Below are 24,565 nucleotides of genomic sequence, written 5' to 3' on the forward strand. Positions count from 1 at the left end.
AGCCGCTCGGGGGCCCGTCCGGAGCCGCTCGGGAACGGCTCGCGGAAGGCTGGGGACCGGGTCGAGGAGGGCTCGGGACGCTGTGGCCGGTCCGGGTAAGGCGTGCCTACGATTCGGGGGTTCCCGCCGCCGCCACAGCCTCCACGCCCGCCTGCCCGGGCACGGACCGTAGACGCACGCGTATGGAGGAGAGCTTTGTGGCTATGGCCCGTCTCGCGAGACTGGACTTGACTGTACTCATGACTCAGACCACGCAGAACACGCAGAACGGCCGGACCACCCTCGTCATCGGAGGCACCGGCAAGAGCGGCCGCCGCGTCGCCGAAAAAATCGCCGCCAAGGGTCTTCCCGTACGGGTCGGATCGCGCCATGGTGAACCGGCCTTTGACTGGAACCAGCCCGAGACCTGGGCCGCGGCCCTGGAGGGCGTCGACCGGGTGTACGTGACCTACTACCCGGACTTAGCCTTCCCGGGCGCCGCCGAGCAGGTCGGCGCGTTCTCCAAGGCGGCCGTGGCGAGCGGCGCACGCCGCCTGGTGCTGCTCTCGGGCCGCGGTGAGGAGGCCGCGGAGGTCAGCGAGGAGAACCTCAAGGCCTCCGGAGCCGACTGGACCGTGGTGCGCGCCAGCTGGTTCAACCAGAACTTCAACGAGAGCTTCTTCCTGGAGCCCGTCCTGGCCGGCGAGATCGCCCTGCCGACCGGGGACGCGGTGGAGGCCTTCGTCGACGTCGACGACATCGCCGACGTCGTGGTGGCCGCCCTGACCGACGACCGCCACATCGGCAAGACCTACGAGCTGTCCGGACCGCGGCTGCTCAGCTTCAGCGACGTCGCCGCGGAACTGACCAAGGCCACCGGCCGGGAGATCACGTACCTCTCGGTCACCAACGAGGAGTACCGCGCCGTCCTGCGGGAGAACGACCTCCCGGAGGAGTTCGCCGACCTGTTCACCATGATCCTGGACGGCCGCAACGCGCACCTGGTGCACGGGGTCGAGGAGGCCCTGGGCCGGGGGCCCAAGGACTTCGCCGACTTCGCCCGCGAGGCGGCGGCCAGCGGGGTCTGGAACGTCTGAGCCCGTCCCACGTCGCCCCCACCGGGAGGAGACCCCGATGACCAGCACGTCCCAGCCGTCCTTCTCCAGCGAGAACGGACTGGCCGCCCTGCCGCCCCACTTCCACGGCTTCGCCCTGATGCACATCGCCATGCGGCGCGACGCGGCGCGGCTGCGCGCGGCGGCGCCCGCCTGGCGGGGCGGCGGCGCCGAGTGGTGGCAGCGGTTGCGCGAGGTCATCGAATGGCACCACACCAGCGAGGACGACGTGCTGTGGCCGGGCCTGCGCCGGCGCGACGCCGACTTCGATGCGCAGGCCCGTGAACTCCACGACGACCACGAGGAGCTGGACGCCGCCATGGCGGCGGTGTCCACCGCCGTGGGGCGCGGCGGCGACGGCCTCGTGGCCGCCGCCAAGGCCTTCGAGGACATCCTGCGCGGCCACCTGCGCGACGAGGAACGCGTGGTCTTCCCGGTCTTCGACCGGCTGGGGGAGCGGGCCTACCTGGCCGAGGAGCGCAAGGTGGTCTCCAGCGCGCCGATGCGCGTCATGACGTACCTCCAGCCCTGGATGTTCGACGGCGCGAGCCGGGAGTCCGTCGCACACGTCTCCTCCACCATTCCACCGCCGGTCCGGCTGATCGGTGCGACGCTGTTGCGCAGGCGGTACGAGCGCACCCTGAAGGGACTCCAGACGTGACGAGCACGACGACCCAATCGGCCACCCTGGTGGCGGCGACGGTGGGCACGGGGCTGATGGCCGGCCTCTATTTCGCCTTCGACATCTCGGTGATGCCGGGCCTCGGGCGCGGCGACGACCAGACGTACGTGACCGCGATGCGCAACATCAACGACGCCATCGACAACGGGCTGTTCGGCCTGCTCTTCCTCGGGGCGTTCCTCGCCACGGGCGTGGCGGCGGTGCAGCAGCAGCGCGGCGGCCGCCCGGACGCGGCGCGCTGGGGCTGGACGGCCTTCGCCCTCTACGCGCTGTCCCTGGTGGTGACCGCGGCGGTCAACATTCCGCTGAACACCCAACTGGCCCGCGCCGGAGCCGACTTCGGCGCGGCCCGGTCCCGCTTCGGCGCCCGCTGGACCGGCGGCAACATCGTGCGCACCGTGGCCTGCACGGCGGCCCTCGCCGCCCTGGGCCGGGCGCTGACCCTGCACGGCCGCGGCTCGGCGGCATAGCACCACCCCGTTGAACGGCGCCCGCTCTCAATTCCGTCCCCCGCGGGAGAGCGGGCGCTTCACCGTCGCTCCGTGGTGCGTGCGCCCGGGACGGACACTCTCGGAAGGCACCTGGGATGGACACTCTGACCGGTCTGCTGGAAGGCCCCAAGGCCCGGGGCGCCTTCCTCCTCAAATCCGTCTTCAACCCGCCCTGGTCGCTGCGCGTCGAGGACCGCGCCCCGCTCTCCGTCGTCACGATGGTGCGCGGCGAGGCGTGGCTGGTCCCGGACCGGGGAGCGCCCGTACTGATCCGCCCCGGCGACCTGGCCGTCGTACGCGGCCCCGAGCCCTACACGGTCGCCGACCACCCGGACACCCCGGTCCAGATCACGGTGGGCCCGGAGCAGCGGTGCAACACCGAGGCCGGGGAGGACGTCACCGACACCATGGCGCTGGGCGTGCGCTCCTGGGGCGAGGCCTTCCAGGACGACGGGTCCGCGGTCATGCTGAGCGGCACCTACCAGGCGCCCAGCGAGATCGGCCGCCGGCTGCTGAACGCGCTGCCCACGGTCCTGGTCCGCCCGGCCACCGCCGGGGACGACACCCTCGTACGGCTGCTCGCGATGGAGATCGGCAAGGACGAACCGGGCCAGGAGATCGTCCTCGACCGGCTCCTGGACCTGCTCCTCATCGGCATCCTGCGCACCTGGCTCGCCGACCCGGGCAGCGGCGCGCCCGCCTGGTACCGGGCCCAGAGCGACCCGGTGGTCGGCCCCGCGCTGGGACTCCTGCACGAGAACCCGGCGTACGGCTGGACCGTCGAGGAACTCGCCCTCAAGGTCGGGGTCTCGCGCGCCTCACTGGCCCGCCGCTTCGCCGAGGTCGTCGGCGAGCCCCCGGTCGCCTACCTCACCGGCTGGCGCCTGGCCCTGGCCGCCGACCTGCTGCGCGAACCGGAGGCCACCGTCGCCACGGTCGCCCGCCGCGTCGGCTACAGCAGCGCCTTCGCCCTGTCGACGGCCTTCAAACGCGTCCGCGGCGTCAGCCCCCAGGAATTCCGCGCGGGCACCACCCCGGCCACCCCCAGCGAAGCCCCCACGCCCCCGCGCACGGTGATCCTGGCGGGGTGAGGGGGAGCGGGACACCCCTCACCCGCCCGCCCGGTGGACCGCCGTCAGGACCAGGGTCGGGGTCGACAGCCAGCGGCCCTCGTAGTGGGGGTTCACCGGGGCGGCGGTGGGCGGGGGGTGCAGGACGCACGTGAAGGTGCCCTCGGGGGAGAGGGTCACGGTGGCCTGGCGGAAGCCGAGCCAGGTGCCCGTGGCCGGGTACCAGGCCTTGTACACCGCTTCCTTCGCCGAGAAGAAGAGGCGCTCCCACGGGGTCGCGGGGTCGGCCTCCGCCAGGGCGGCCAGGTGGGCGCGTTCCGCCGGGGAGGTGATCAGGCCGAGGACGCCCGGCGGGAGGGGGCCCGCCGGTTCCGCGTCGATGCCCAGCGCCGAGGTGCGCGCGCGGTGGTCCGCCACCGCCCCGCGGTAGCCGTCGCAGTGGGTGATGCTGCCGACCACCCCCGACGGCCAGGCGGGGGCGCCGCCCGGACCCGGGAGCAGCGGGGCGGGGGCGTGGCCGAGGTCCGCCAGGCAGCGGCGGGCGCAGGCGCGGGCCGTCGCGAACTGGCGGCGCCTGCGCGCCCGGCGGCTCGCCATCAGCGCCGCCTCGCTCGGGAACAGCGGCGCGGGCGCCGCGTCGTCGAAGGCTTCCGAGGACGCGACGCCCGGCGGCAGGATGGATTCGATCATCGGCCCACGGTCACCGGGCCGCGCGCGAGGTCAGTTCCGCCACCGCCGACACCGCCAGCAGCGGACGCTCCAGCGGCAGCATGTGGCCCGCGCCCGGCACCGGTTCGAAGCGGGCGCCCGGCAGGGTCTCGGCCAGGATCTCGGCCAGCGCGGGCGCGATGACCTTGTCGCCCTCCCCGTGCAGCACCACCGCGGGCACGGTCACCGACGCCAGCGCCCCGCGCACGTCCCAGCCCCGCGTGCAGCGGAAGAACTCGGCCCGGACGTGCGGGGCGGTCGCCGCGAACAGCTGCCGGTTCACCTCCAGCGCGACCGGGTCCACCCCCTTGGCCATGGTCGAGGACAGCAGCTTGCCGCCCAGCCAGGACCGGCGCAGCGCCCACGAGAACAGCGCGCTGCCCATCATCTTGACCTCGCTGTCCGGGGTGTCCTGGCCGTGCGCGGCCGTCCCCAGCAGCACCAGCCCGTGCAGCCGCCCGGCCGCGGGGTCCAGGGCGGCGTACGACAGCGCCGCGAACCCGCCGCCCGAGTGGCCGACCACGACCGCCCCGCGCGCGTCCGTCTCCCCCAGTACGGCCGCCAGGTCCGCGCCGAGCCGCTCCACCGAGACCGGGGTCCGGCCGGCGGTGGAGGCGCCGTGCCCGCGCTGGTCGTACAGCACCACCCGGTGCCCGGCCCGGATCAGCCGGTCCGCGACCGTGCCCCAGACCCGCCGGGTGTGCGCCCAGCCGTGCACCAGGACCACGTCCACGGCGGCGGCCGTGCCCGCCAGCGGGGCCAGTACGGTGACCGCGAGGTCCGCGCCGTCGTCCGTGCGGACACTCAGCTCCCGGCTCAGCTCGCGGGCCAGGGACAGCTCCATGGCCTCGCTCATCCCCGCGCCCCCGCACCCGCGGGCGCCAGCCGGCGGCCCAGCGACTCGAAGGCCGACAGGGCCCCCTTGGAGTGCTCGGCGCCCAGGTCCGCGACCTTGGACAGGATCTTCAGGAAACCGCTCGGGGTGCCCACGAAGTGCATCGAGATCCGGGTCCGGTCCTCGGCCAGCGGCTCCAGCCGGAAGACGCTGCGCCCCCGGAACACTCCGTCGACGTACTCGACCTCCAGGCGCCGGCCGGGTTCCACGGCCACCGTGCGCGAGGTGAAGCGGAGCTTGAGGCCGCCCTTGTCGGAGCCCTTGGTGTGGACGGTGACCGCGATCCGGCCGCCGACCTGGTCGGCGGACCCGGAGACGACGTCGAAGGTATTGGACGGCACCCACCACTTCCGGGCGCCGTGCAGCTCCGCGATGAGCGCCTCCCAGACGGCGCTCGCCGGGGCGTCGATCACCGCCTCGTCGATCAGGTCATAGGTCGTCATCTCGAAGCCTCCACAGATGTGAGCCCACAGATGTGAGCAGGGGAACGGGACGGCGGCGGGGACGGGATGCCTCTCCCCGCCCCCGCCGCCGGTACTCCGCGTCCGGTCAGGCCGTCACCGTCAGGCGAAGAAGCCCTGGCCGGGCGTGAAGAGGTTGTTCGGGTCGTACTTCTTCTTGGCGTTGACGAAGCCCGCCCAGCGGTTGCCGAAGTGGGCCCGCCAGTCGGCCTGCGTCATGTTCGGGACCGAACCCACCAGGTAGCGCTTGGCGCCCATCGACACCGCCAGGTCGTACAGGCGGCGGTTCTGGGCCAGCATCCCCTGGATGTCCGCGCCCGCGTTCGGGAAGCGCAGCAGGTCGAAGAGGTAGCCCACGGACTCGTTGGGCTGCATCGCCAGCGGCCGCTTGATCTTCGACGTGAAGTACGGGTAGAAGAGCAGGAACCCGCCGCCCAGCGACTCGGCGTTCAGCTCCCGCTCCACCAGCTTCATGAAGGTCTTCGTCTTCGAGGCCGGCAGGAACATGCTCAGCCACGGCTTGGGGCCGGCCCAGTGGCCGGTCTCCTTGAGGTAGGCCTCGTAGGCGTCCAGCCGGAACATGTACTCGCGGTACGTCGTGTCCTCGATGATCGCGTCCGCCCGTACGTCCTTCAGGTCGCACAGCAGCTTCGCGCGGTCCGGCGGCGTCGTGGTGTAGGTGGCGCCGACCTCCATCTTGTAGCGCCAGCCCGACCCGTCCGGCTTCTGCAGCATCTCGCCGGCCTGGACCTGGAAGCGGCCGTCGGTCATCACCCGCTCCGCGTCCCGCAGGTACGCGTCCACGTCGTTGTAGAACAGGCTGAAGATGACGGCCCGCTTCGGCGCCGGGATCAGCTTGACGTTGACCCGGACGATGATGCCGACCTGGCCGCCGCCCGATAGCGCCGCGTTGAAGAGGTCCGCGCGGAACACCGGGGTCGCGGTGACCAGCTTGCCGTCGCCCGTGACGATGTCGATCGCCTGCACGGTGTCGCACAGCAGGCCGTAGCGCTGCACCGTGCCGCCGATCCCGCCGATGCTGATGGTGCCGCCGACCGAGATGTACAGGTAGTCGGGCAGCGCCGGCGGGGTCTTGTCCAGGCGCAGCGTCGCGTCGGTCAGCTGGCCCCAGGTCACCCCCGCCTCCACCACGGCGTAGTCGCCGCCGATCGAGAGGATCTTCGACATGCCCTTGGCGTCGATGGAGATGCCGCCGGGCACCCGGGCCTGCCCGTACACCGAGTGCGACTCGATGTCCGTACCGGTGCCGCCCTGCCCGTTGACCGCCACCTTGATCCCGTTGGCACGGGCGTAGTTGACGATCGTGACGATGTCGTCGACCCCGCCCGGGTGCAGCACCGCCCACGGCTTGTTGTCAGGGGCGTCCCAGAGGTGACCGAAGTCCGTGCCGAAGGCCCCGACCGTGGCGGGTGTCGTGACCAGGGTGCCGACCAGTCCCGGCACGGGTACGACGTCCGGGTTCCCGGCCGCCTCGGCGGCCGTCGCCCAGGTCTGGTCGACGGCGTTCCAGCCCACGACGGCGACGGCGGTGGCCGCCAGCGAGCCGAGGATCCGCCGCCGGGACGGCTGCGCGACCCCGCCGGCGACGGCGGCGGCGCCGGTGTTGACTCCAGAGGTACTGCTCATCTGCGTACGTCTCCCGATTCCATGGCGTACGTGCGTGCGTGCATGGGTGACCTGCGTGACCTGCGTGTGGTGCCCGACCCGCGCGCGTACGTCCGTCCGTACGTCGGTCCGTACGGCCGTACGCGCGCCCCGCGGCCTACCGCTGCGGCACCGGCTTCGTGGTGCGCACCTGCGAGGCGAGCTGGTACTCGCTCAGGTCGAAGCGCTTGGTCTGGTTGCGGAAGCGCCAGGTGTACGTCGGCCAGATGGACGGGTTGCGCCCGTTCTCGTCGAGGTACCAGCTCTGGCAGTTGCCCGCGTTCCACACCGAGCCGTCGAGCTTGGCGTCGAGGGCCTTGTTCCAGGCCGCCTGCGCCTCCTTGCGGACCTCGACGCTGGACAGACCGCGCTTCTCGATCTGCTTCAGCGCGTCCACGACGTAGTTGATCTGCGCCTCGATCATCACGACCTGGGACGAGTGCCCCAGCGTGGTGTTCGGGCCCAGCAGCATGAACAGGTTCGGGAACCCGGCGATCGTGGTGCCCCGGTGGGCCGACATGCCCTCCTGCTTCCACGCGTCGCGCAGCTGTACGCCGTCCCGTCCCCAGATCCGGCGCGCGACCGGGCGGTCGGTGGCCTGGAAGCCCGTACCGAGGATGATGGTGTCGACCTCGCGCTCGACCCCGTCGGTGCCCACGATGGACTTGGCGCGGACCTCGGCGATCCCGTCGGTGACCAGGTCCACGTTGGGCTGCTGGATCGCCGGGTACCAGGTGTTGGAGAACAGCAGCCGCTTGCAGGCCATCACGTAGTCGGGGGTCAGCTTGGCGCGCAGCGCCTCGTCCGGGACCGACTTCTTCAGGTGGTCGCTCGCCATCTTCTGCATCTTCCCGGCGACCTTCGGGCGGGCCATCACGAAGGCCAGGATCTCCCGGCCCCACATGTTGAAGTTCCGCCGGAAGTTCTGGTAGCCGGGCACCGAGCGCAGCAGCTTGGCCTGCGTCGGGCTGGTCGGCTTGTCGTTCTTCGGGCCGACCCACGGGGGCGTGCGCTGGTAGAGGTCCAGGCGCTCGACGTCCGGCTGGATCTGCGGGACGAACTGGATCGCCGAGGCGCCCGTACCGATGACCGCGACGCGGCGCCCGGTCAGGTCGTGGTCGTGGTCCCACCGCGAGGAGTGGAAGACCTTGCCCTCGAATTCCGCGAGCCCCTTGATGGCCGGGACGGCCGGCTCGCTGAGGTAGCCGGTGCCCGTGACCAGGACCTGCGCGGTGTAGTCGCCCTGCGAGGTCTCGACCTTCCAGTGCCGCTCGCCGTCGTCCCAGCGGGCGGAGACCAGCTCGTGCCCGAAGCGGATGTGCGGGCGGACCCCGAAGCGGTCGGCCGTGTCGCGCAGGTAGGCGTACAGCTCGTCGCGCTTGCCGAAGGTGGACTTCCAGTTCGGGTTCTGGGCGAACGAGAAGGAGTACAGGTGGGACATGACGTCGCACGCACACCCCGGATAGCTGTTGTCGCGCCAGGTGCCGCCGACCTCGTCGGCCCGTTCGAACACCAGGAAGTCGTCGATGCCCGACTGCAGCAGCCGGATGGCGGTACCCAGGCCCGAGAACCCGGTACCGATGACGGCCACCCGCAGATGGCGGGTCGGCCCACGGCCCTTGGCGGCCGCCTCGGTCGTCGGGCGGGCTCCGCCGTCCCTGGCCGGTTCGAGAATGCTCGTCACGTCGGCCTCCTAGCGGCGCGTGATGGTCACGCGGAAGTTGTTGAAGAACTTGTCCTCGAGGGTGTACGCGAAGATGTCGAGGTAGCGCTCGAAGCGGGCCACGACCTCCTCGCCCTCCAGGGCGACGGCCTCGTCCCGGCGCTCGGCGAGCAGCACCAGCCAGGCGCGGCAGGCCATCGCGAAGGACTCGCGCTCGTTCACGATCTCGTCGATCTCGAAGAGGCCCTCGGCGCCCGCGGTCAGCTCGTGCAGGTGCGGGATGTGGCAGTCCTTGAACTCGGACCGCTGGAGGAACTTCAGGTCGTCGAGGAGCGCCCGGTTCATCGGCAGCGCCTCGGCGGTCATGGTGTGCAGCACGAACTTCGCGCCCGGCTTGAGCGTGTTCGCGACCTGCTGGAAGAAGTACCGGTAGCGCCTGGTGCGCTCCTTCGGCGGCAGGGCCGAGGAGACGAAGTGCTCCAGCGCGTTGATGCAGAACGCCGCGTCGTACTTCTCGCTGTCGTCGGCGACCTTGTAGTCGGCCCAGCTCTCGACCAGCGTGGTGATCTTCGGGTTCTTCAGCCCGTCGATGAAGGCTTCCTGGGTGCGCGAGAGGGTCAGGCCGACGGCCTGCTCGGCGCCGTGGACGGTGGTGAGGCGGTTGAGCATGGTGCCCCAGCCGCAGCCGATGTCCAGGACGCGCTGGGCGCCGCCGGCACGGACGCCCGCCAGCTCCGCGAACTTGTCGAGCTTGCGCTCCTGCGCCTCGTCCAGGGTGGCGACGAGGTCCTCGCCGTCCTCCCAGTAGCCGCCGGAGTACATCATCGTGGGGCCCAGCAGCAGCCGGTAGAAATCGTTGCTGACCTCGTAGTGGTGCCTGATCGCATCGACCTCGGGGTCCACCGACTTGGGGGCGACCGTTGTCATCTGATCCTCATTCCTGGCTGTCCTGGGCTGTCCGGCGGGGCCCTGGCTGTCCGGCGGGGCCGTCCGATCTGAATTCGCGTCCGAGAAAACCCGATGACCCGCAAGGCAGGCGCAACACGGTCCGAATCCGCTGGAAGAAAGGGGTGCGGCGAGGACCGCGGCGGGCCGTGTTGCGCCTTCCTTGCGGGCCCGGGGTTTTCATCGCTCTCGAAAACCAAGACGCATTGCCGAGTTGCACTGCCGAGAGAGGACCGACCCCATGTCGCTGCCCACCATCGAAGAACTGGCGAGCCAGCTCGAGGCCGTTTCGGGTGCCGCGGAGGTCAGCCCCGACGCCCCGCTCCAGCACATCGCGGACGTCGACTCGCTGGACCTGATGGAGTGGCTGTACGGATTCCAGACCACCTACCCGCACATCCCGGCCGACGAGTCGCTCTTCGCGGACCTCGACGACACGACGACCCTGCGTGACGTCTACGCGAAGATCGTCGATCTCGTCCCGGCGCAGGCGTAACGAGGGACGAGGGACGAGGGGAACCACGTGACCGGCTTCGACATCACCGGGTGGGGCATGTCCGTACCCGAGCGCGTCGTCACCAGTGCGGAACTCGCGGAGCGCTTCGGCGTGGACGAGCACTGGGTCGTCAGCCGCTGCGGGATCCGTGAGCGGCGGGCGGTGGACCCGGGGCAGACGACCGTCTCCCTGGCCGTCGAGGCCGGCCGGCGCGCCCTGGACAAGGCGGGCCTCACCGGCGCCGACATCGCCCACCTCATCGTCGCCACGGCGACACCGGAACAGCCGTCCCCGGCGACCTCCGCGTTCGTCCACCACGAACTCGGCATCGCCGGGAGCGCGCACGACGTCAACTCGGAGTGCGCCGGCTTCGTCTACGGGCTCGTCTCCGCGATGGCGCTCATCGCGATCGACCCGCGGCCGATCCTGCTGATCGGCTCCGACACCCACACCCTGACGGCCAACCCGGCCGACCGGGACCTGTCCATCCTGGTCGGCGACGGCGCCGGCGCGGTCGTCCTCCAGGCCGGCCCGGAGAACCGGGTCAAGGCCTGGAACCTGGGCGCCGACGGCTCCTGCACCGGATCCCTCAAGGTGCTCGCGGGCGGCAGCCGGATGCCGACCACCCAGGAGACGCTGGACGCGGGCCTGCACTACGCGCAGATCAACGGCAACGAGATCTACCTCAACGCCGTCCGCTACACCGTCCGTACGGTCCGCGAGACGCTGGAGAGCGCCAAGGTGGACGCGGCCGACGTGGACCACGTGGTGCCCCACCAGGCGAACATCCGGATCATCAACTCGATCATGTCCCACACCGGGCTGCGCCAGGAGGCGCTGATCACCAACCTCCAGAAGTACGGCAACACGGCGTCGGGTTCCATCCCGATCGCGCTGGCCGAGGCCCTCGACGAGGGCCGGATCAAGGCCGGTGACAAGGTCCTGCTGGCCGGGTTCGGCGCCGGCATGACATGGGGTTCGATCCTGATGGAATGGGGCGGTGCGGCAGCATGAGCAACAAGAGTGCGGGCCAGCGGCCCGAATCCCCGGTCGCGCTCGTCACCGGCGCCTCCGGCGGCCTCGGCCAGGCGCTGGCCCTGGAGCTGGACGCCCTGGGCTGCCGGGTCGCGGTGCACTACAACAGCTCGCGCGACGCGGCGGTCGCGGTCCAGGAGAAGCTGACCAACCCGTCCGTCCTGGTCACGGGAGACGTCGGCTCGTGGGAGGCGGTCCAGGGGATCTACGCCGAGATCTCCGCCGGGCTCGGGCCCGTCGACGTACTCGTCAACAACGGGGCCATCCGCAAGGACGGCCTCATGGCGATGCAGAACCCGGCGGACTGGGCGCAGGTCATCCAGACCAACCTGATCGGTTCCTTCCACACGGCCCGGGCCTCGGTCCCGGCCATGCTGCGCCAGCGCTGGGGCCGGGTGATCAACATCGTCTCCCCGTCGGGCATCATCGCGACGGCCGGGCAGACGGCGTACTCGGCGTCCAAGGCGGGCCTGATCGGGTTCACCCGCACGCTCGCGTCGGAGTGCGGCCGGCGCGGCGTCACGGTGAACGCGCTGTCCCCGGGGTTCATGATCACGGGGATGACGAAGGACCTCCCGGACCGGGTGATCGAGGGCATGGAGGACAAGGCCCCGATCCCGCGGTTCGTGACGGTCGAGGAGGTCGCGCGCAGTGCGGGCCTCTTCCTGGACCAGGACTGCATGACCGGCCAGGTCATCAGCATCGACAGCGGCGTGTCGATCACCTGACCCGGCCCGGGCGGCAAGACGGCCCCGGCCCCCCTTCCCAGGGGGGCCGGGGCCGCCGCGCGTACGGGCCCCGCGCGGGGGAGGGACGTCCCTACGCCGCCGGGTGCGAGGCGGCCGGGCGGGCCGCCGCCGGGTGTGAAGCGGCCGGGCGGGCCGCCGTCGGGTGCGTCACGCAGCCGTGGTCCGACAGGGAGCACGGCTGCGGCGCCGCCGCCCGGTCCACCTCGAACATGCCCATGAGGAACGGGTCCAGGACCGCGAACGGCCGCACGGTGCGCCGCGGCTCCGGCGTGCGCAGCAGCTCCAGGTACGCCGCCTCCGTCTCCGGCGCCGGGTCTATCCCCAGCTCCTCCGCCAGCACCTCGCGCAGCTGCTGGTAGCTGCGCAGCGCCTCCGCGCGGTTGCCGGCCCGGGTGTGCGCCGCCATCCGGCAGCGGTACGCGCTCTCGCGGAACGGAGCCCGCCGCACCGCCTCCTCGGCGTAGCGCAGGGCGTGGTGCTGGTCGCCCAGTGCCGAGGAGGACAGGCTCGCCGTCTCCAGTGCCTTCAGGCGCAGCTCCTCCAGCTGCTCGCGCACCGCGTTGACCCAGTCCCCCTCGTGCGAGGGCAGGAACGACCCGCGCAGGTTAGAGACCGCGCCCGCGGCCAGCTGCTGCGCCACCGCGTACGCCCCCTCCGCGTACGCCTCGGCCGCCTCCGCCACCGCCGTCTCCGCGCACTCCACGTCCACGGCGGCGTCCTCGGGGAGCCGCAGGACGTACCGGCCGCCCTGCGCGACCAGGGGCGTCACGCCGGGCTGGTCCTGCGGGGTGGTGACGAAGGTCCGTACGCGGCTCACGACGCTGCGCAGCGCCGAGGCCCAGGTGTCGGGCAGCCCCTCGGGCCATACGGTTTCAGCCAACTGGTCACGCTCCGTGCCTCCGCTGCGTTCGAGGAGGAGACGGGCGAACGCCACTTGCGCCTGAGCGCTGGAGAGGTGCTGTGGCGGGGCTCCGTCCGGTTCGATCGTGACAAGGCCTACGAGTCTGATCAGCACTATGCACTCTCCGAAACGGTCGACTTCCGGCCGTGTCCCCCAGGTTCGCGTGCGGTTCGAAGATACCTTCGGGCCTTCTCCACGTGTCAACAGAGCCCCGAAAACATTCCTTCGCGAATGAAATGCCAGGTCGAAGCGGGGTGGAGGACCGGCTTTCCGGAATTCGAGCCCCACTGGCGGACCGGTGGCGGGCCGCTCGTGAACGGCCGGTGCGCGACTGGAGCGCCGCTCGCGCCCCGATATCGCCGCGCTCGACTTCCGCTGTTGCGTCGCCATTGCGCCCGGACGCCTTAATGGAATTCCACTAGAGCCCGGCCGGAACGACGGCGGGGCGTCGATGGAGTTCCGGGTCCGCCGGACGTCACGACGAGGAGAAGCACGTGAACGCATCCGCCGCCTGGGAGCGCCTGGAGCCGAAGCTGGCGTACTTCCGGGACCGCGTACGGTCCCTGGAGTACGAGCCCGACCGCAAGAACAGCTTCGTCGCATACACGGTGGAGCGGGACTCGGCCTACGCCGACCAGGACGGCCGGCGGCTGCTGATGATGTCCGGCTACAGCTACCTCGGGCTCGCCGGCGACGAACGGGTGGTTTCGGCCGCCAAGGCCGCCGTGGACCGCTACGGCACCGGCAACCACGGGGTCCGCGCGCTGGCCGGCTCGACCCCGCTGCACGAGGAACTGGAGGCGGAGGTCGCCCGGTTCGCGGGCCGCGAGAAGGCCCTCGTCTTCGGCTCCGGCTACGCGGCGAACGTGGGCACCGTCGGCGCCATCGTCGGCCCCGGCGACACCGTCTTCATCGACAAGTACGACCACGCCAGCATCGTCGACGGCTGCAAGCTCTCCGGCGCCACCGTCACCCGTTTCCGCCACAACGACGTGGCGCACCTGGAGCGCCGGCTGGCCGCCGCCCCCGACACCGGGGTCCGCCTCGTCATCGTCGACAGCGTCTACTCCATGGACGGCGACATCGCCCCCCTGGTGGAGCTGCGCAAGGTCTGCGACGCCCACAACGCGCTCCTGATGGTCGACGAGGCCCACGCGCTCGGTGTCATCGGCGCCACCGGCAAGGGCATCGAGGAGCACTTCGACCACGAGGTGAAGGTCGACATCAAGCTCGGCACCCTCTCCAAGGCCATCCCCTCCATGGGCGGTTGGGTCGCCGGCTCCGCCGAGCTGGTCCACCACCTGAAGTACGCCGCCCGCCCCTTCCTCTTCTCCGCCGCCCTCGGCCCGGCCCAGGCCGCGGCCGCCCTGGAGTCCCTGCGGATCCTGCAGCGCGAGCCGGAGCGGGTGGAGTTCATCCAGCAGGAGTCGGCCCGCTTCCGCGGCATGCTCCACGACGCCGGGATGAGCACGGTGGACAGCGAGACCGCCGTCGTCCCGATCATCGCCGGGTCCGACGAGGCCGCCTACGACTACGCGACCGTCTGCCGCAAGAACGGGGTCATCGGCCTCCCGGTGGTCACCCCGGCCGTCCCCAACGACCTGGCGCGGCTGCGGATCGCCATCACCGCCGCCCACACCAAGGCGGACATCGACTTCGCCGCCGAGGCCTTCATCGCCTCCGCCCGCGAGTGCCGGATCATCTGAGCCCCTCTCGCCCCGGCCCCGGCCGCTACCGCCTTCGGCTCACCCGCTTTCCGCTCACCCGCCTTCCGCACACCCGCCACCGAGGAGAGACATGCCTGGACCGTCCAGGGGCAGTTCGGCGCAGCCGCCCGTCGCCATCACCGGCATGGGCGTGGTCACCCCCGGCGGGTGCACCCCGGACGAGCTGTGGAGCACGCTGCGGGCCGGCCGGTCCACCGCGGCCGAGCTGACCCACCTCGATCTCGGCCGCCACCGGGTCCGCATCGGCTGCCGCGTCCGCGGCCTGGAGGAACTGGCCGGCCTGGTCCCCGCCAAGGAGGCCCGCCGGATGGACCCCTTCGCCCACTACGGCACGGCCGCCGCCCTCGCCGCCCACCGCGACGCCGGGTCACCCACCGCCGAGGCCGGCCGCACCGCCATCGTCGTCGGCAACGCCGTCGGCGGCCGCGCCACCAGCGACCGGGAGTCCGCCCACTACACGGAGTCCGGACCGGCCCGGGTCAACCCGCTCATGCCGCTGATGACCATGCCCAACGCGGCCGCCGCCCACATCGCCATCCGGCTCGGCTGGACCGGACCCGCCCTCACCGTCGCCAACACCTGCGCCAGCGGCGCCGATGCCATCGGCCACGCCCTGATGCTGCTCCAGACCGGCCGCGCCGACCTCGTCCTCGCCGGGGGCTGCGAGCACACGCTCACCCCGGTCACCCTGGCCGGGTTCGGCAACCTCAACGCCGTCTCGCTGCGCAACGACGACCCCGAGCACGCCTCGCGCCCCTTCGACGTGGACCGCGACGGCTTCGTGATGGGGGAGGGCGCCGGGTTCGTCGTCCTGGAGCGCCTCGACGACGCCCGGGCCCGCGGCGCGAAGACCTACGGGCTGGTCGCCGGGTACGCCGCCACCGCCGACGCCCACCACCTGGCGATGCCGCTGCCCGACGGCGCCGGAGCCGCCGCCGCCATGGCCGGGGCCATCGCGGACGCGGGTCTGGACGCCGCCGACATCGTGCACGTCAACGCGCACGGCACCTCCACCCCGTACAACGACCGCTCCGAGGCCGCCGCCCTCACCAAGGTGTTCGGCACCGCGCAGCCCCCCGTCACCGCTCCCAAGTCCGTCATCGGCCACCTCATCGGCGCCGCCGGCGCCGTCGAGCTCATCGCCACCGTGCAGGCCATGCGGCACTGCGAGGTGCCGCCCACCGCCAATCTCGAACAGCTGGAGCCAGGAATGGACATCGACGTCGTCCACCGCGCGCCGCGCGCCGTCCGGCCGGGGCCCGCGCTCACGAACTCCTTCGGGTTCGGCGGCCACAACTCCTCCGTGGTGGTGATGCCGGTATGACGCTCCTCGCCCTGCCCGCCCCCGTCCGCACCCTGACCGTCACCGAGGCCGACGTCACCGGCTACCGGGCCGCCGCCCGGCCCGGCCTGGCCCCCGCGGCCCCCGGCCAGGCCTCGCCCGTCCACCCCTTCGTCCTCGCCCACACCGTCGCCGAGCGGACGGTGGCCGAGCTGACCGCCGCCGAGCCCGGCCCGGTCTCCGTGGTCCACCTCGGCCAGGACATCCGCGTGCTGCGCCCGGTCCGCCCCGGCGAGGAGGTGACCGTACGCCTGGAGGTCCTCGGGGTGCGCAAGGAGGCGCGCGGCGCCCGGATCGCGCTGAAGGTGCGGCTGACCGGCCGCGGCGCGGGGACGAGCGGGCCCGAGCCCTTCGCGGAACTGGTCATCTCCGCCCTGCTGGTGGGCGCCACCCTGCTGGAGCCCTTCGGTGACATCGCCGGCGGATCCGCCGCCCCCGCCCCGCTCGGCGCGGGCCCGCCGCAGACCGTGACGCACGAGCTGACCGCCGACCGGATCCGTACGTACGCCCACGCCTCCGGCGACCTCAACCCCATCCACCTGGACTCGGAGGCCGCCCGCGCGGCCGGTTTCGACGGGGTCATCGCGCACGGCATGAGCGTGGTCGCCCTCGCCGTCGAGGAAGCCGTGGACCGCTTCGCCGGCGGCGACGCCGCCCGGGTGCGCGGCCTCGGCTGCCGCTTCTCGGCCCCCGTGCCGCCCGGCGTCCCGCTGGACATCGTCCTGCAGCCCGACGCCGAGGCCCGGGTCGTCCGCTTCACCTGCAAGACGCCCCAGGGCGCGGCCGTCAAGAGCGGCTGGATCGAGTTCGCGGGACCGGCCCCGGCCCCGTCCCCGGAAGGAGGTGAACTGCCGTGAACGCACAGAGCCCCGCACAGAGCCCCGCACCCGGCCTCGTCGCCGGATTCCTGACCCAGGTCCACGACCGGCCGCACGCCACCGCCCTCGTCTTCAACGGGGCCGAAACCACCTACCGCGAGCTGTACGACCTCGCCGGCCGCGAACGCGACCGCCTGGCGCACCTCGCCCTCGCCCCCGGGGAGCCCGTCGGCGTCCTCGCCGACAAGTCCCCGGCGGCCGTGGCCCTCGTACTGGCCTGCCTGCTCGCCCGCCGACCGGTGATGCTGCCGTCCCCCGCGCTCGCGGACGGCCTGCTCGCCGATCTCTTCGCCCAGGCCGGGTGTACGCACGTACTGGCCCCGGGCGGGCAGAGCGCCCGGGTGGCGCCCAGCCCGGACGTGGCGGTCCAGCCGCTGCCCGCCGAGGAGGCCGCCGAGGTGGCCTTCATGCTCACCACCTCCGGCTCGACCAGCCTGCCGAAGATCGTCCCGCTGGGCCGGGACGAGGTCGACCGCTTCATCGGCTGGGCGGGCGCCGCCTTCGAGATCGGCCCCGACCGGACCGTCCTGAACTACGCGCCCCTCAACTTCGACCTCTGCCTGCTGGACGTGTGGACCACGCTGGCGCGCGGCGGCCGGACCGTCCTCGTCGACCCGGCGCTGGCCGCCCACGGCCGGCACCTGCTCGACCTGGTCGACCGGCACGAGGTGCACGTCGTCCAGGCCGTCCCGATGGCCTTCGGACTGCTCCAGGACGCGGCCGCGAAAACCGGCTTCACCTTCGAGACCGTCGAGCACGTGATGTTCACGGGCGACGCCATCGCGGACCGCACCTTCGCCGCCCTGCCGACGCTCTTCCCCAAGGCCCGCATCCACAACATCTACGGCTGCACCGAGACCAACGACAGCTTCGTCCACGAGGTCGACACCTCCGCCACGTCCTTCCCGCCCGTCCCCATCGGCCGCCCGCTCCCCGGGGTGCACGCCCTGGTCCTGGACCCGGACACCGGCGCGGTCGTCGAAGGCGCCGGAAGCGGGGAGCTGTACGTCTCCACCCCCTTCCAGACCCGCGGCTACCTCGACCGGACCCGGCACGCCGACAAGTTCACCGGGCACCCGCTCGGCCTGGACGACCGCCGCTGGTTCCGCAGCGGGGACCTCGTACGGCGCGACGCCGACGGCACCCTGCACCTGACCGGCCGCACCGACTTCCAGGTCAAGGTGCGCGGGGTCGCCGTCAACACCGCCGAGATCGAACGGGTCCTCCAGGAGCACCCCGAGGTCCTGGAGGCGGGCGTCAGCGCCCGGCCCGACCCGATCGCCGGCAAGAAGCTCGTCGCCGGCGTCCAGCGGGCCCCCGGCTCCACCCTCACCGTCCTCGCCCTGCGGGCGCACTGCGCCCGGCACCTGCCCCGCAACGCCGTCCCCACGCAGCTCACGCTCACCGACGAGCCGCTGCCCAGGACCGCCACCGGAAAGATCGACCGCAAGGCGCTCGACCACCTGACCCCGATCACCGCGGCCGCTCCGCTCACCGCACCCGCCGCCGCGTCCGACCCCGTTCCCGCACCTCTCGCCGAAGGAATCCCGTCATGAGCAACGTCGACACCATCAAGCACTTCGTCATCAGCGAGTTCCTCCCGGGCACCGCCCCCACCGAACTGCCCGTCGACCACGACCTCCTCAACGACGGGGTCATCGACAGCCTCGGCGTCCTCAAGCTGATCGCCTGGGTCGAGGACCGCTTCGAGCTGGCCGTCGGCGACGCCGACCTCGACCCGAACAACTTCCGCAGCGTGGAGGCGATCGACCACTTCATCGCCGACGCCCGCGCGGCGGCCTGAGCCAACCACCGAGAGGGACGAGGGAGGGGGAGCGACGTGCACGAGGCACTCACCGGCCTGCTGGAACAGCGGGCCCCGATCGGGCGCGACACCTGGGGTTCCTGGTGGGACCTGCTGGGCGACGGCGGCCTCGACAGCGCCCAGGTCGTCGGCCTGCTGGCCTCGCTGACCAGCCGGCTCCCCGACCACGACACCCTGCGCCACCTGCTCGACTCGCTCGCCGAGCGCCGCCCGCCCACGACGGTGACGGGCCCCTGGGAGGGCACCGTCAACGTCGTCGGCACCGGCGGCGGCCCGCGCACCTTCAACATCTCCACCGCCTCGGCGTTCGTCGCCGCGGCCGCCGGGGTGAAGGTCGTCAAGACCGGCTCCCGGGCCTACACCAGCTCGCTCGGCTCCGTCGACCTGCTGGAACGGCTCGGGGTCCGCCTCACCTCCTCCTACGCCGAGACCGAGGACACCCTCGCCCGGTACGGGATCGCCTTCGCCGGGCCCTTCGTCTACCCGGCGCAGCTGACCCGGCTGGCGCGGACCGTGGCCCCGCTGAGCATGAAGCCCTTCGGCCGCTTCCTGAACGCGCTCGGGCCCTTCCTCGCCGACCTGCCGGTCGCCGCCCAGATCACCGGGGTCTCGTCCGCGGCGCCGCTGGAGACCCTGCGGCAGCTGGCCGCCTCCACCCTCACCCGGCGGATCCGGCTCACCGCCAACGACACCGGTGCGGACGAACTGCTGCCCTTCGCCACCAACACCGTCTACGGGGAGCGTGCCATGACCCGGATCATCAGACCCGGCGAACTCACCCCGGGCGAAGGCTCCTTCGGGGACCTGAGGCCCGCGGCCGACCCGGCCGACGCCGTCTCGCACTTCCTGTCCGTGCTCTCCGGCACGGCGGGGGCGGTGGCCAGTCGTACGGTCGCCCTCGGGGCCGCGGCCCTGCTGGTGGCCGAGGGCACCCGCCGGGACTGGCCCTCCGCGGTCGCCCTGGCCCAGGGCGCGATCCTCTCCGGCGCCGCCCGGGATCTGGCCGAGCGCCTGGCCGCCGCCCCCAAGCCCGGCCCGGCGCGGCGCACCCCGGCGGTGTCCCGTGCCTGAGCCCACGAAGTACGCGACGCCCGCGGAGTCCGCGACGCCCCCGGCGGCCGCCGCGCCCGCCACCGGCCTCGCGCCCTTCTTCCCGGGGCGCCGGACACCCGGCGGGGCCCCCGGGCTCGCCCTCTTCCTCAACGCGGGCGACCCCCCGCTCCCGGTCCTGCGCGACCTCGTCCTGATGCTGGACGAGGAGGGCGCGGACTGCCTCGAACTGGCCGTGCCCTTCCCGGACTCGGTCACCGACGGCCCCGTCATACGGCGCTCGGCGCGCCGGGCGCTGGAGGCGGGCGGGGCCGCGCTGGACGACGTACTCGCCTTCGTGGCGGACGTACGGCCGCACCTGCGCCACACCCGGATCGCCCTGCTCGCCGACTGGCGGTACTCCCTGGCGGACCGCGACCTCGGCGCCGTCACCCGCGAGATCGCCGCCAGTGGCGCCGACGGACTCCTCGTCCACGCCCTGCCGCCCCGGCTGCGCGCGGAGCACCTGGAGTCGGCCGCGGCGGCCGGCCTCCCGGTGGTCACCACCTGCTACACCAGCAGCCCCGACGCGACCCGGGCGCAGGCGGCCGCCGCCGCCTCGGCCTACCTGTACCTCGTCGCCCACTACGGCCGCAGCGGCACCGCGCCCGCCACCGGCCACGCCGCGCTCGCCGAGACCGTCACCGGCCTGCGGGCGCACACCGACTCCCCGATCGCCGTCGGCTTCGGGGTCAGCACCCGCCAGGACGTGGAAGCCGTCGGGGCCAGTGGCGCCGACGCCGCGATCATCGGCTCCGCCGCGGTGGCCGCCGTGGAAGCCGCCCAGCGGGACGGGCGCGACGTGCCCGAAGCCTTCCGCGCCTTCGTCCGCTCGGTCCTGCCGGCGGCCGTACCCGCCTGACCGCCACACCACCCGCACCACCCCCGTCCCCACCCTCCGCTCGCCCTCACACATCGGGAGTTCGCCATGATCGTTCGTGACATCGAGTCCGTGAAGACCGTCGAGTGGGGCAACGGCCTGAGCCGCCGCTTCCTCCTCGCCGAGGACGGCCTCGGCTACACGCTGACCGACACGGTCGTGCTGGCCGGCACCAAGTCCCGCCTGGAGTACGTCAACCACCTGGAAGCCTGCTACTGCATCGCCGGCTCCGGCGAGGTCATCGAACTCGACGGCACCTCGCACGAGATCGTCCCCGGCCGGATGTACGCCCTCGACCAGCACGACGCCCACTTCCTGGTCGCGAGCCCCGACGAGGACCTGCGCCTGGTCTGCGTCTTCTCGCCCGCCCTGCGCGGCAACGAAGTGCACAACCTCGACGCCCACAGCTCCTCGGCGTACTGAATCCCCCGGCGCCGCCCGCGCCCGTCACCCGGCCCGCGGGCGGCCCGGCCACAGCAAGCCACACCACTATTCAAAAGGGGTCCGTCGTGATCCGTTGGAACTCCGACCAGGCAGATCTGCGCGAGGGCCTGGAGCGGTGGGGGGACGCCCTCAGCGCAGACCACCTCGAACTCGACGAGAAGTCCGCCTTCTCCGAGGACAAGTGGAAGCTCGTCCAGAAGACCGGAATCCTCTCCCTGCCCTTCGAGGAACGCTACGGCGGCCTCGGCCAGTCCGTCCTGACCACCATGTACGTGCTGGAAGGGCTCGGCGAGTACAACCGGGACTCCGGCCTCAGCTTCTCCGTCACCACCTCGATCTGCTCGACCGGAATCCCCGTCCAGCAGTTCGGCACCCCCGACCAGAAGGAGCGCTACCTGCCCCTGATCGCCTCCGGCGAGGCGATCGGCGCCCACGCCATCACCGAGGCCGAGGGCGGATCGGACGCCATGGCGATGACGACCCGGGCGGTCCGCGACGGCGACGACTTCGTCATCAACGGCAGCAAGGTCTTCGTCAGCAACGGGCCCGTCGCGGACGTCATCGTGGTCTACGCCCGCACCCACCCCGACGGCGGACCGCTGGGCACCACCGCCTTCCTGGTGGACCGGGACACCCCCGGCATCACCGCCGGCAAGCCGCTGAAGAAGATGGGGCTGCGCACCTCCCCGCTCTGCGAGCTGTTCTTCGACGACGTGCGCGTCCCGAAGACGGCGGTCCTCGGCCGGGTGGGCGGCGGCTTCATGGTCCTGGACCACGTGATGAAACGGGAGATCCTCTACTCCTTCATCGTCAACGTCGGCGAGATGCAGCACCGCCTCGACCGGTGCGTCGAGTACGCGAAGACGCGCAGGTCCTTCGGCAAGTCGATCGGCTCGTACCAGTCCATCGCCAACAAGATCGTCGACACGAAGATCCAGCTGGAGACCGCCCGCAAGTGGCTCTACGACACGGGTGAGAAGCTGGAGGCGGGCGAGAACATCACCGTCGACCTCGCCATCTCCAAACTCGTCACGAGCGAGAGCAACCTCGCCACCAGCCTCACCGCCGTGCAGATCTTCGGCGGCCACGGCTACATGGCCGAGTACGGGCTGGAGGTCGACGTCCGCAACGCCGTGGGCGGCACGATCTACTCCGGCACGAACGAGATCCAGTACAACCGCATCGCCTCGATGCTGGGCCTCGGCAAATGACCACCGAGGCCCCCGTATCCGCCCGCGCCCCCGTCCCGCCGACCGGGACCCTGCTCAAGGTCTGCGGGGCCACGGCGGCGGGGGACGTCGAGGCCGCGGCGGCCGCCGGGGCGGACTGCGTCGGGCTCTGGCACGGCGTACCCGGCGGCCCCCGCGAACTGGACCGGGACGCGCTGGCCGCCCTCGCGGCGGCCACCCGCTCGGCCGGCCTGCTGCCGGTCCTGGTCACCTTCCTGGCCGACGCCGGGGAACTGACGGACCTGGCCCGCCGTACGGGGGTCGGCTGGATCCAGCTCCACGCCTACCAGCCGCCCGCCGTCGTACGGGCGCTGCGCGCGGCCCTCCCGGCCGAGGTCGGGATCGTCAAGGTGCTGCACGTGGCCCCGGGCGGGGGCGGCTGCGTCGAGCGCCCTCTCATCGGAGCCTACGAACGCGCCGGGACGGACCTCTTCCTCCTCGACACCGCCACCGCGGACGGCCGGATCGGCTCCACCGGCCGCACCCTCGACCCCGCCGACGTCCTGGCCCTGCTGCCCCGCCTGAACCGCCCGTTCCTGCTGGCCGGCGGCCTGGACGCGGCCAACCGGCCCGCCTACGGCGAGGTCGTGCGCCACCCCGGCTTCCGGGGGATCGACGTGGACACCGCGGCCCGCGACCGCGCCACCGGCGCCTTCGGCGTCCCGGAGATCGCCGCCCTGGCCCGCGCCTGGCGCACGGGCCCCCTCCTTCCCGCCTCCTCTTGACATGGAGCTGTCGCGATGACGAAGCAGAACCGGACCGGCTTCCCTTTTCTCGAGGCCCTCCTGGCTTCACCGACCCCCGTGGTGATGGAGGTCAAGCGGCGCGACGCGCACGGCTACGACCTCCTCGGCGGCCGCACCCCGGCCGCGATCGTCGGCGCGTACGAGAGCGCGGGCGCCCCCTGCATCTCGGTGGTCACCGGCCGCTGGTTCGGCGGCTCGCCCGCCCTGCTCCGCGACGTCGCCGCGATGACCGACCTGCCGCTGCTCCAGAAGGACTTCATCACCCGCAAGGACCAGATCCGCACGGCGAAGGAACTGGGCGCCTCCGCGGTCCTGCTCACGGCGGCCCTGCTGCCCGCGTCCAGCATGCGCACCCTGGTCACCGAGTGCCTGCTGGCCGGACTCACCCCCTTCGTCGAGATCACCACCGAGGCCGAACTCGACGGGGTCCACCACCCCGAGGACTGCGTGATCGCGGTCAACAACAAGGACATCAAGACCCGCGAACGCGGCGCCGGCGACCCGCACCGCAGCCTGGACCTGCTCCCGGCGCTCCGCGCGAGCGGCACCCCCGCGCCGGTCAGCGCCAGCGGCATCAACGGCCCCGCCACCGCCGCGAGCCTCCTCGACGCGGGCTTCGCGGGCCTCCTCGTCGGCACCTCGCTCCTGCGCACCCGCTCCCCGATCGGGTGGATGGACGCGGTGACCGGCGCCCGCACCGGCCTGGCGCTCCGATGAACACGGCCACGGCGCACACCCTCACCGGAGCCGGGATCCCGCTCTCCGCCCACTTCACCCTCCCGCCGGACGGCGCGCCGCGCTCCACCGTCCTGGCCATCCACGGGCGGGGCATGAGCGCCGGGTACTGGGACGCCTTCACCCCGCTGGCCACCCGCCTTGGCCACGCCGTCCTGGCCGTGGACCGCCCCGGCTACGGCGGCTCCGCGCGCTACCTCCCCGAGGGCCAGAACCTGGCCGACCAGGCCGAGACCCTCCGGGCCGCCCTCAAGGAGCACGCCCGTACGCACGACGTCGGCGCCGGGGTCTTCCTGCTCGGCCACTCCGACGGCGGCAAGGTCGCCCTGCACACGGCCGCCGGGGACGCGGACACCCCGCCCCTGCTCGGCCTGGACGCCTCCGGCGTCGGCTACCACTACGACCCCGGGGCCCTGCACTTCCCGTCCACCCTGGGCGGCGGCGCCACCAAGCTCAACTGGGGCCCGCTCGGCCTCTACCCGCGCGGCACCTTCCAGGCCAGCCGCGCCCTCCTGGCCCCGACCCCGCCGCGGGAGTCGGCGGAGACGATGTGGTGGCCGCGCCAGTTCGAGACCCTGGCCCCGGAGGTCCGCATCCCCGTCCGCCTCACCTTCGCGCAGCACGAGGCCTGGTGGGACCTCTCCCCGGCCACCCTGACCGCCATGACCGCCCGCCTGACGGCGTCCCCCGCGGTCACCCTGGACCACCTCCGCGCCGCGGGCCACAACATCAGCCTGGGCCACACCGCCACCGCCTACCACCTGCGCGTCCTGGCCTTCCTGGAGGAATGCCTCCTGACCCGCTGAGCGGGTGCC

Annotated in this window: 26 protein-coding genes; 19 read left to right on the forward strand and 7 right to left on the reverse strand. The window is 72.6% G+C overall.

Going from position 1 to position 24,565, the window contains the following annotated elements; genetic code table 11:
- The first annotated feature begins 239 nt into the window (after positions 1–239).
- The 4 genes from AC0693_RS33740 (at position 240) to AC0693_RS33755 (ending at position 3,358) form a co-directional block, all read left to right on the forward strand.
- Positions 240–1,076, forward strand: a complete 837-nt coding sequence (locus tag AC0693_RS33740) for an NAD(P)H-binding protein (RefSeq protein ID WP_469319165.1) — start codon at positions 240–242, stop codon at positions 1,074–1,076.
- Positions 1,077–1,113: 37 nt separating this feature from the next.
- Entirely contained in the window at positions 1,114–1,755 is a 642-nt protein-coding gene (locus AC0693_RS33745) for a hemerythrin domain-containing protein (RefSeq protein WP_356407552.1), read from the forward strand.
- Complete coding sequence (locus tag AC0693_RS33750; RefSeq protein ID WP_356407555.1) at positions 1,752–2,246, forward strand: anthrone oxygenase family protein; 495 nt, start codon at positions 1,752–1,754, stop codon at positions 2,244–2,246. Before AC0693_RS33745 ends, AC0693_RS33750 begins: the two co-directional genes overlap by 4 nt.
- Before the next feature lie 116 nt (positions 2,247–2,362).
- Positions 2,363–3,358, forward strand: coding sequence for an AraC family transcriptional regulator (locus AC0693_RS33755; RefSeq protein ID WP_469319164.1), 996 nt, complete (start codon positions 2,363–2,365; stop codon positions 3,356–3,358).
- An 18-nt stretch (positions 3,359–3,376) separates the two neighbouring features.
- Here the strand turns inward: AC0693_RS33755 and AC0693_RS33760 are convergent, their stop codons facing one another.
- The 6 genes from AC0693_RS33760 to AC0693_RS33785 all read right to left on the reverse strand — a co-directional run bounded on the left by AC0693_RS33760 (position 3,377) and on the right by AC0693_RS33785 (position 9,656).
- A complete protein-coding gene (locus AC0693_RS33760; RefSeq protein WP_478742143.1) occupies positions 3,377–4,027 on the reverse strand; it encodes a 4'-phosphopantetheinyl transferase family protein in 651 nt (216 codons plus the stop codon).
- Between the two features lie 10 nt (positions 4,028–4,037).
- The gene (locus tag AC0693_RS33765) at positions 4,038–4,901 is read right to left on the reverse strand and encodes an alpha/beta fold hydrolase (RefSeq protein WP_469337019.1); all 864 of its coding nucleotides are present in this window, start codon (positions 4,899–4,901) and stop codon (positions 4,038–4,040) included.
- Positions 4,898–5,383, reverse strand: a complete 486-nt coding sequence (locus tag AC0693_RS33770) for an SRPBCC family protein (protein WP_356407576.1) — start codon at positions 5,381–5,383, stop codon at positions 4,898–4,900. The genes AC0693_RS33765 and AC0693_RS33770 overlap by 4 nt, the downstream gene beginning before the upstream one ends.
- A gap of 120 nt (positions 5,384–5,503) precedes the next feature.
- Positions 5,504–7,048: an FAD-binding protein gene (locus tag AC0693_RS33775; protein ID WP_478803884.1), complete on the reverse strand. Its 1,545-nt coding sequence runs from the start codon at positions 7,046–7,048 to the stop codon at positions 5,504–5,506.
- 136 nt (positions 7,049–7,184) lie between these two features.
- Complete coding sequence (locus tag AC0693_RS33780; RefSeq protein ID WP_478803885.1) at positions 7,185–8,750, reverse strand: flavin-containing monooxygenase; 1,566 nt, start codon at positions 8,748–8,750, stop codon at positions 7,185–7,187.
- 9 nt (positions 8,751–8,759) lie between these two features.
- Positions 8,760–9,656 carry a class I SAM-dependent methyltransferase gene (locus AC0693_RS33785; protein WP_356407585.1) on the reverse strand — a complete coding sequence of 299 codons (897 nt, stop codon included), beginning with the start codon at positions 9,654–9,656 and terminating at the stop codon, positions 8,760–8,762.
- Between the two features lie 259 nt (positions 9,657–9,915).
- Here AC0693_RS33785 and AC0693_RS33790 point away from each other — a divergent pair, with 259 nt between their 5' ends.
- The 3 genes from AC0693_RS33790 to AC0693_RS33800 are packed head-to-tail and all read left to right on the forward strand — an operon-like array spanning position 9,916 to position 11,933.
- Complete coding sequence (locus AC0693_RS33790) at positions 9,916–10,170, forward strand: hypothetical protein (RefSeq protein WP_356407588.1); 255 nt, start codon at positions 9,916–9,918, stop codon at positions 10,168–10,170.
- Between the two features lie 27 nt (positions 10,171–10,197).
- Complete coding sequence (locus AC0693_RS33795; protein WP_330335473.1) at positions 10,198–11,184, forward strand: 3-oxoacyl-ACP synthase III family protein; 987 nt, start codon at positions 10,198–10,200, stop codon at positions 11,182–11,184.
- Positions 11,181–11,933: an SDR family NAD(P)-dependent oxidoreductase gene (locus AC0693_RS33800; RefSeq protein ID WP_356407591.1), complete on the forward strand. Its 753-nt coding sequence runs from the start codon at positions 11,181–11,183 to the stop codon at positions 11,931–11,933. The genes AC0693_RS33795 and AC0693_RS33800 overlap by 4 nt, the downstream gene beginning before the upstream one ends.
- 91 nt (positions 11,934–12,024) lie before the next feature.
- Here AC0693_RS33800 and AC0693_RS33805 read toward each other — a convergent pair whose 3' ends face one another.
- Positions 12,025–12,834, reverse strand: coding sequence for an AfsR/SARP family transcriptional regulator (locus tag AC0693_RS33805; RefSeq protein WP_478803886.1), 810 nt, complete (start codon positions 12,832–12,834; stop codon positions 12,025–12,027).
- A 515-nt stretch (positions 12,835–13,349) separates the two neighbouring features.
- Here AC0693_RS33805 and AC0693_RS33810 point away from each other — a divergent pair.
- The 12 genes from AC0693_RS33810 (at position 13,350) to AC0693_RS33865 (ending at position 24,556) form a co-directional block, all read left to right on the forward strand.
- Positions 13,350–14,561, forward strand: a complete 1,212-nt coding sequence (locus tag AC0693_RS33810; protein WP_356407597.1) for an aminotransferase class I/II-fold pyridoxal phosphate-dependent enzyme — start codon at positions 13,350–13,352, stop codon at positions 14,559–14,561.
- Between the two features lie 91 nt (positions 14,562–14,652).
- Positions 14,653–15,906, forward strand: coding sequence for a beta-ketoacyl-[acyl-carrier-protein] synthase family protein (locus tag AC0693_RS33815; RefSeq protein ID WP_478803887.1), 1,254 nt, complete (start codon positions 14,653–14,655; stop codon positions 15,904–15,906).
- Positions 15,903–16,781: a MaoC/PaaZ C-terminal domain-containing protein gene (locus AC0693_RS33820; RefSeq protein WP_478803888.1), complete on the forward strand. Its 879-nt coding sequence runs from the start codon at positions 15,903–15,905 to the stop codon at positions 16,779–16,781. Before AC0693_RS33815 ends, AC0693_RS33820 begins: the two co-directional genes overlap by 4 nt.
- A complete protein-coding gene (locus AC0693_RS33825; RefSeq protein ID WP_478803889.1) occupies positions 16,778–18,358 on the forward strand; it encodes an AMP-binding protein in 1,581 nt (526 codons plus the stop codon). The genes AC0693_RS33820 and AC0693_RS33825 overlap by 4 nt, the downstream gene beginning before the upstream one ends.
- On the forward strand, positions 18,355–18,606 hold the full coding sequence (locus tag AC0693_RS33830) for an acyl carrier protein (protein WP_356407609.1): 252 nt from the start codon (positions 18,355–18,357) through the stop codon (positions 18,604–18,606). Before AC0693_RS33825 ends, AC0693_RS33830 begins: the two co-directional genes overlap by 4 nt.
- Before the next feature lie 36 nt (positions 18,607–18,642).
- Entirely contained in the window at positions 18,643–19,698 is a 1,056-nt protein-coding gene (locus AC0693_RS33835) for a hypothetical protein (RefSeq protein WP_468470681.1), read from the forward strand.
- Positions 19,691–20,578, forward strand: coding sequence for a tryptophan synthase subunit alpha (gene trpA / locus AC0693_RS33840; protein ID WP_478803890.1), 888 nt, complete (start codon positions 19,691–19,693; stop codon positions 20,576–20,578). The genes AC0693_RS33835 and trpA overlap by 8 nt, the downstream gene beginning before the upstream one ends.
- A gap of 66 nt (positions 20,579–20,644) precedes the next feature.
- Positions 20,645–21,019 carry an ectoine synthase gene (locus tag AC0693_RS33845; RefSeq protein ID WP_330335463.1) on the forward strand — a complete coding sequence of 125 codons (375 nt, stop codon included), beginning with the start codon at positions 20,645–20,647 and terminating at the stop codon, positions 21,017–21,019.
- An 86-nt stretch (positions 21,020–21,105) separates the two neighbouring features.
- Entirely contained in the window at positions 21,106–22,251 is a 1,146-nt protein-coding gene (locus AC0693_RS33850) for an acyl-CoA dehydrogenase family protein (RefSeq protein ID WP_356407617.1), read from the forward strand.
- Positions 22,248–22,994 carry a phosphoribosylanthranilate isomerase gene (gene trpF, locus AC0693_RS33855; protein WP_478803891.1) on the forward strand — a complete coding sequence of 249 codons (747 nt, stop codon included), beginning with the start codon at positions 22,248–22,250 and terminating at the stop codon, positions 22,992–22,994. The genes AC0693_RS33850 and trpF overlap by 4 nt, the downstream gene beginning before the upstream one ends.
- A 15-nt stretch (positions 22,995–23,009) precedes the next feature.
- Positions 23,010–23,732, forward strand: a complete 723-nt coding sequence (locus AC0693_RS33860) for a beta/alpha barrel domain-containing protein (protein WP_478803892.1) — start codon at positions 23,010–23,012, stop codon at positions 23,730–23,732.
- Entirely contained in the window at positions 23,729–24,556 is an 828-nt protein-coding gene (locus tag AC0693_RS33865; protein ID WP_356407626.1) for an alpha/beta hydrolase, read from the forward strand. Before AC0693_RS33860 ends, AC0693_RS33865 begins: the two co-directional genes overlap by 4 nt.
- Positions 24,557–24,565: the final 9 nt, after the last annotated feature.

Source organism: Streptomyces sp. NPDC043876 (assembly GCF_056435825.1).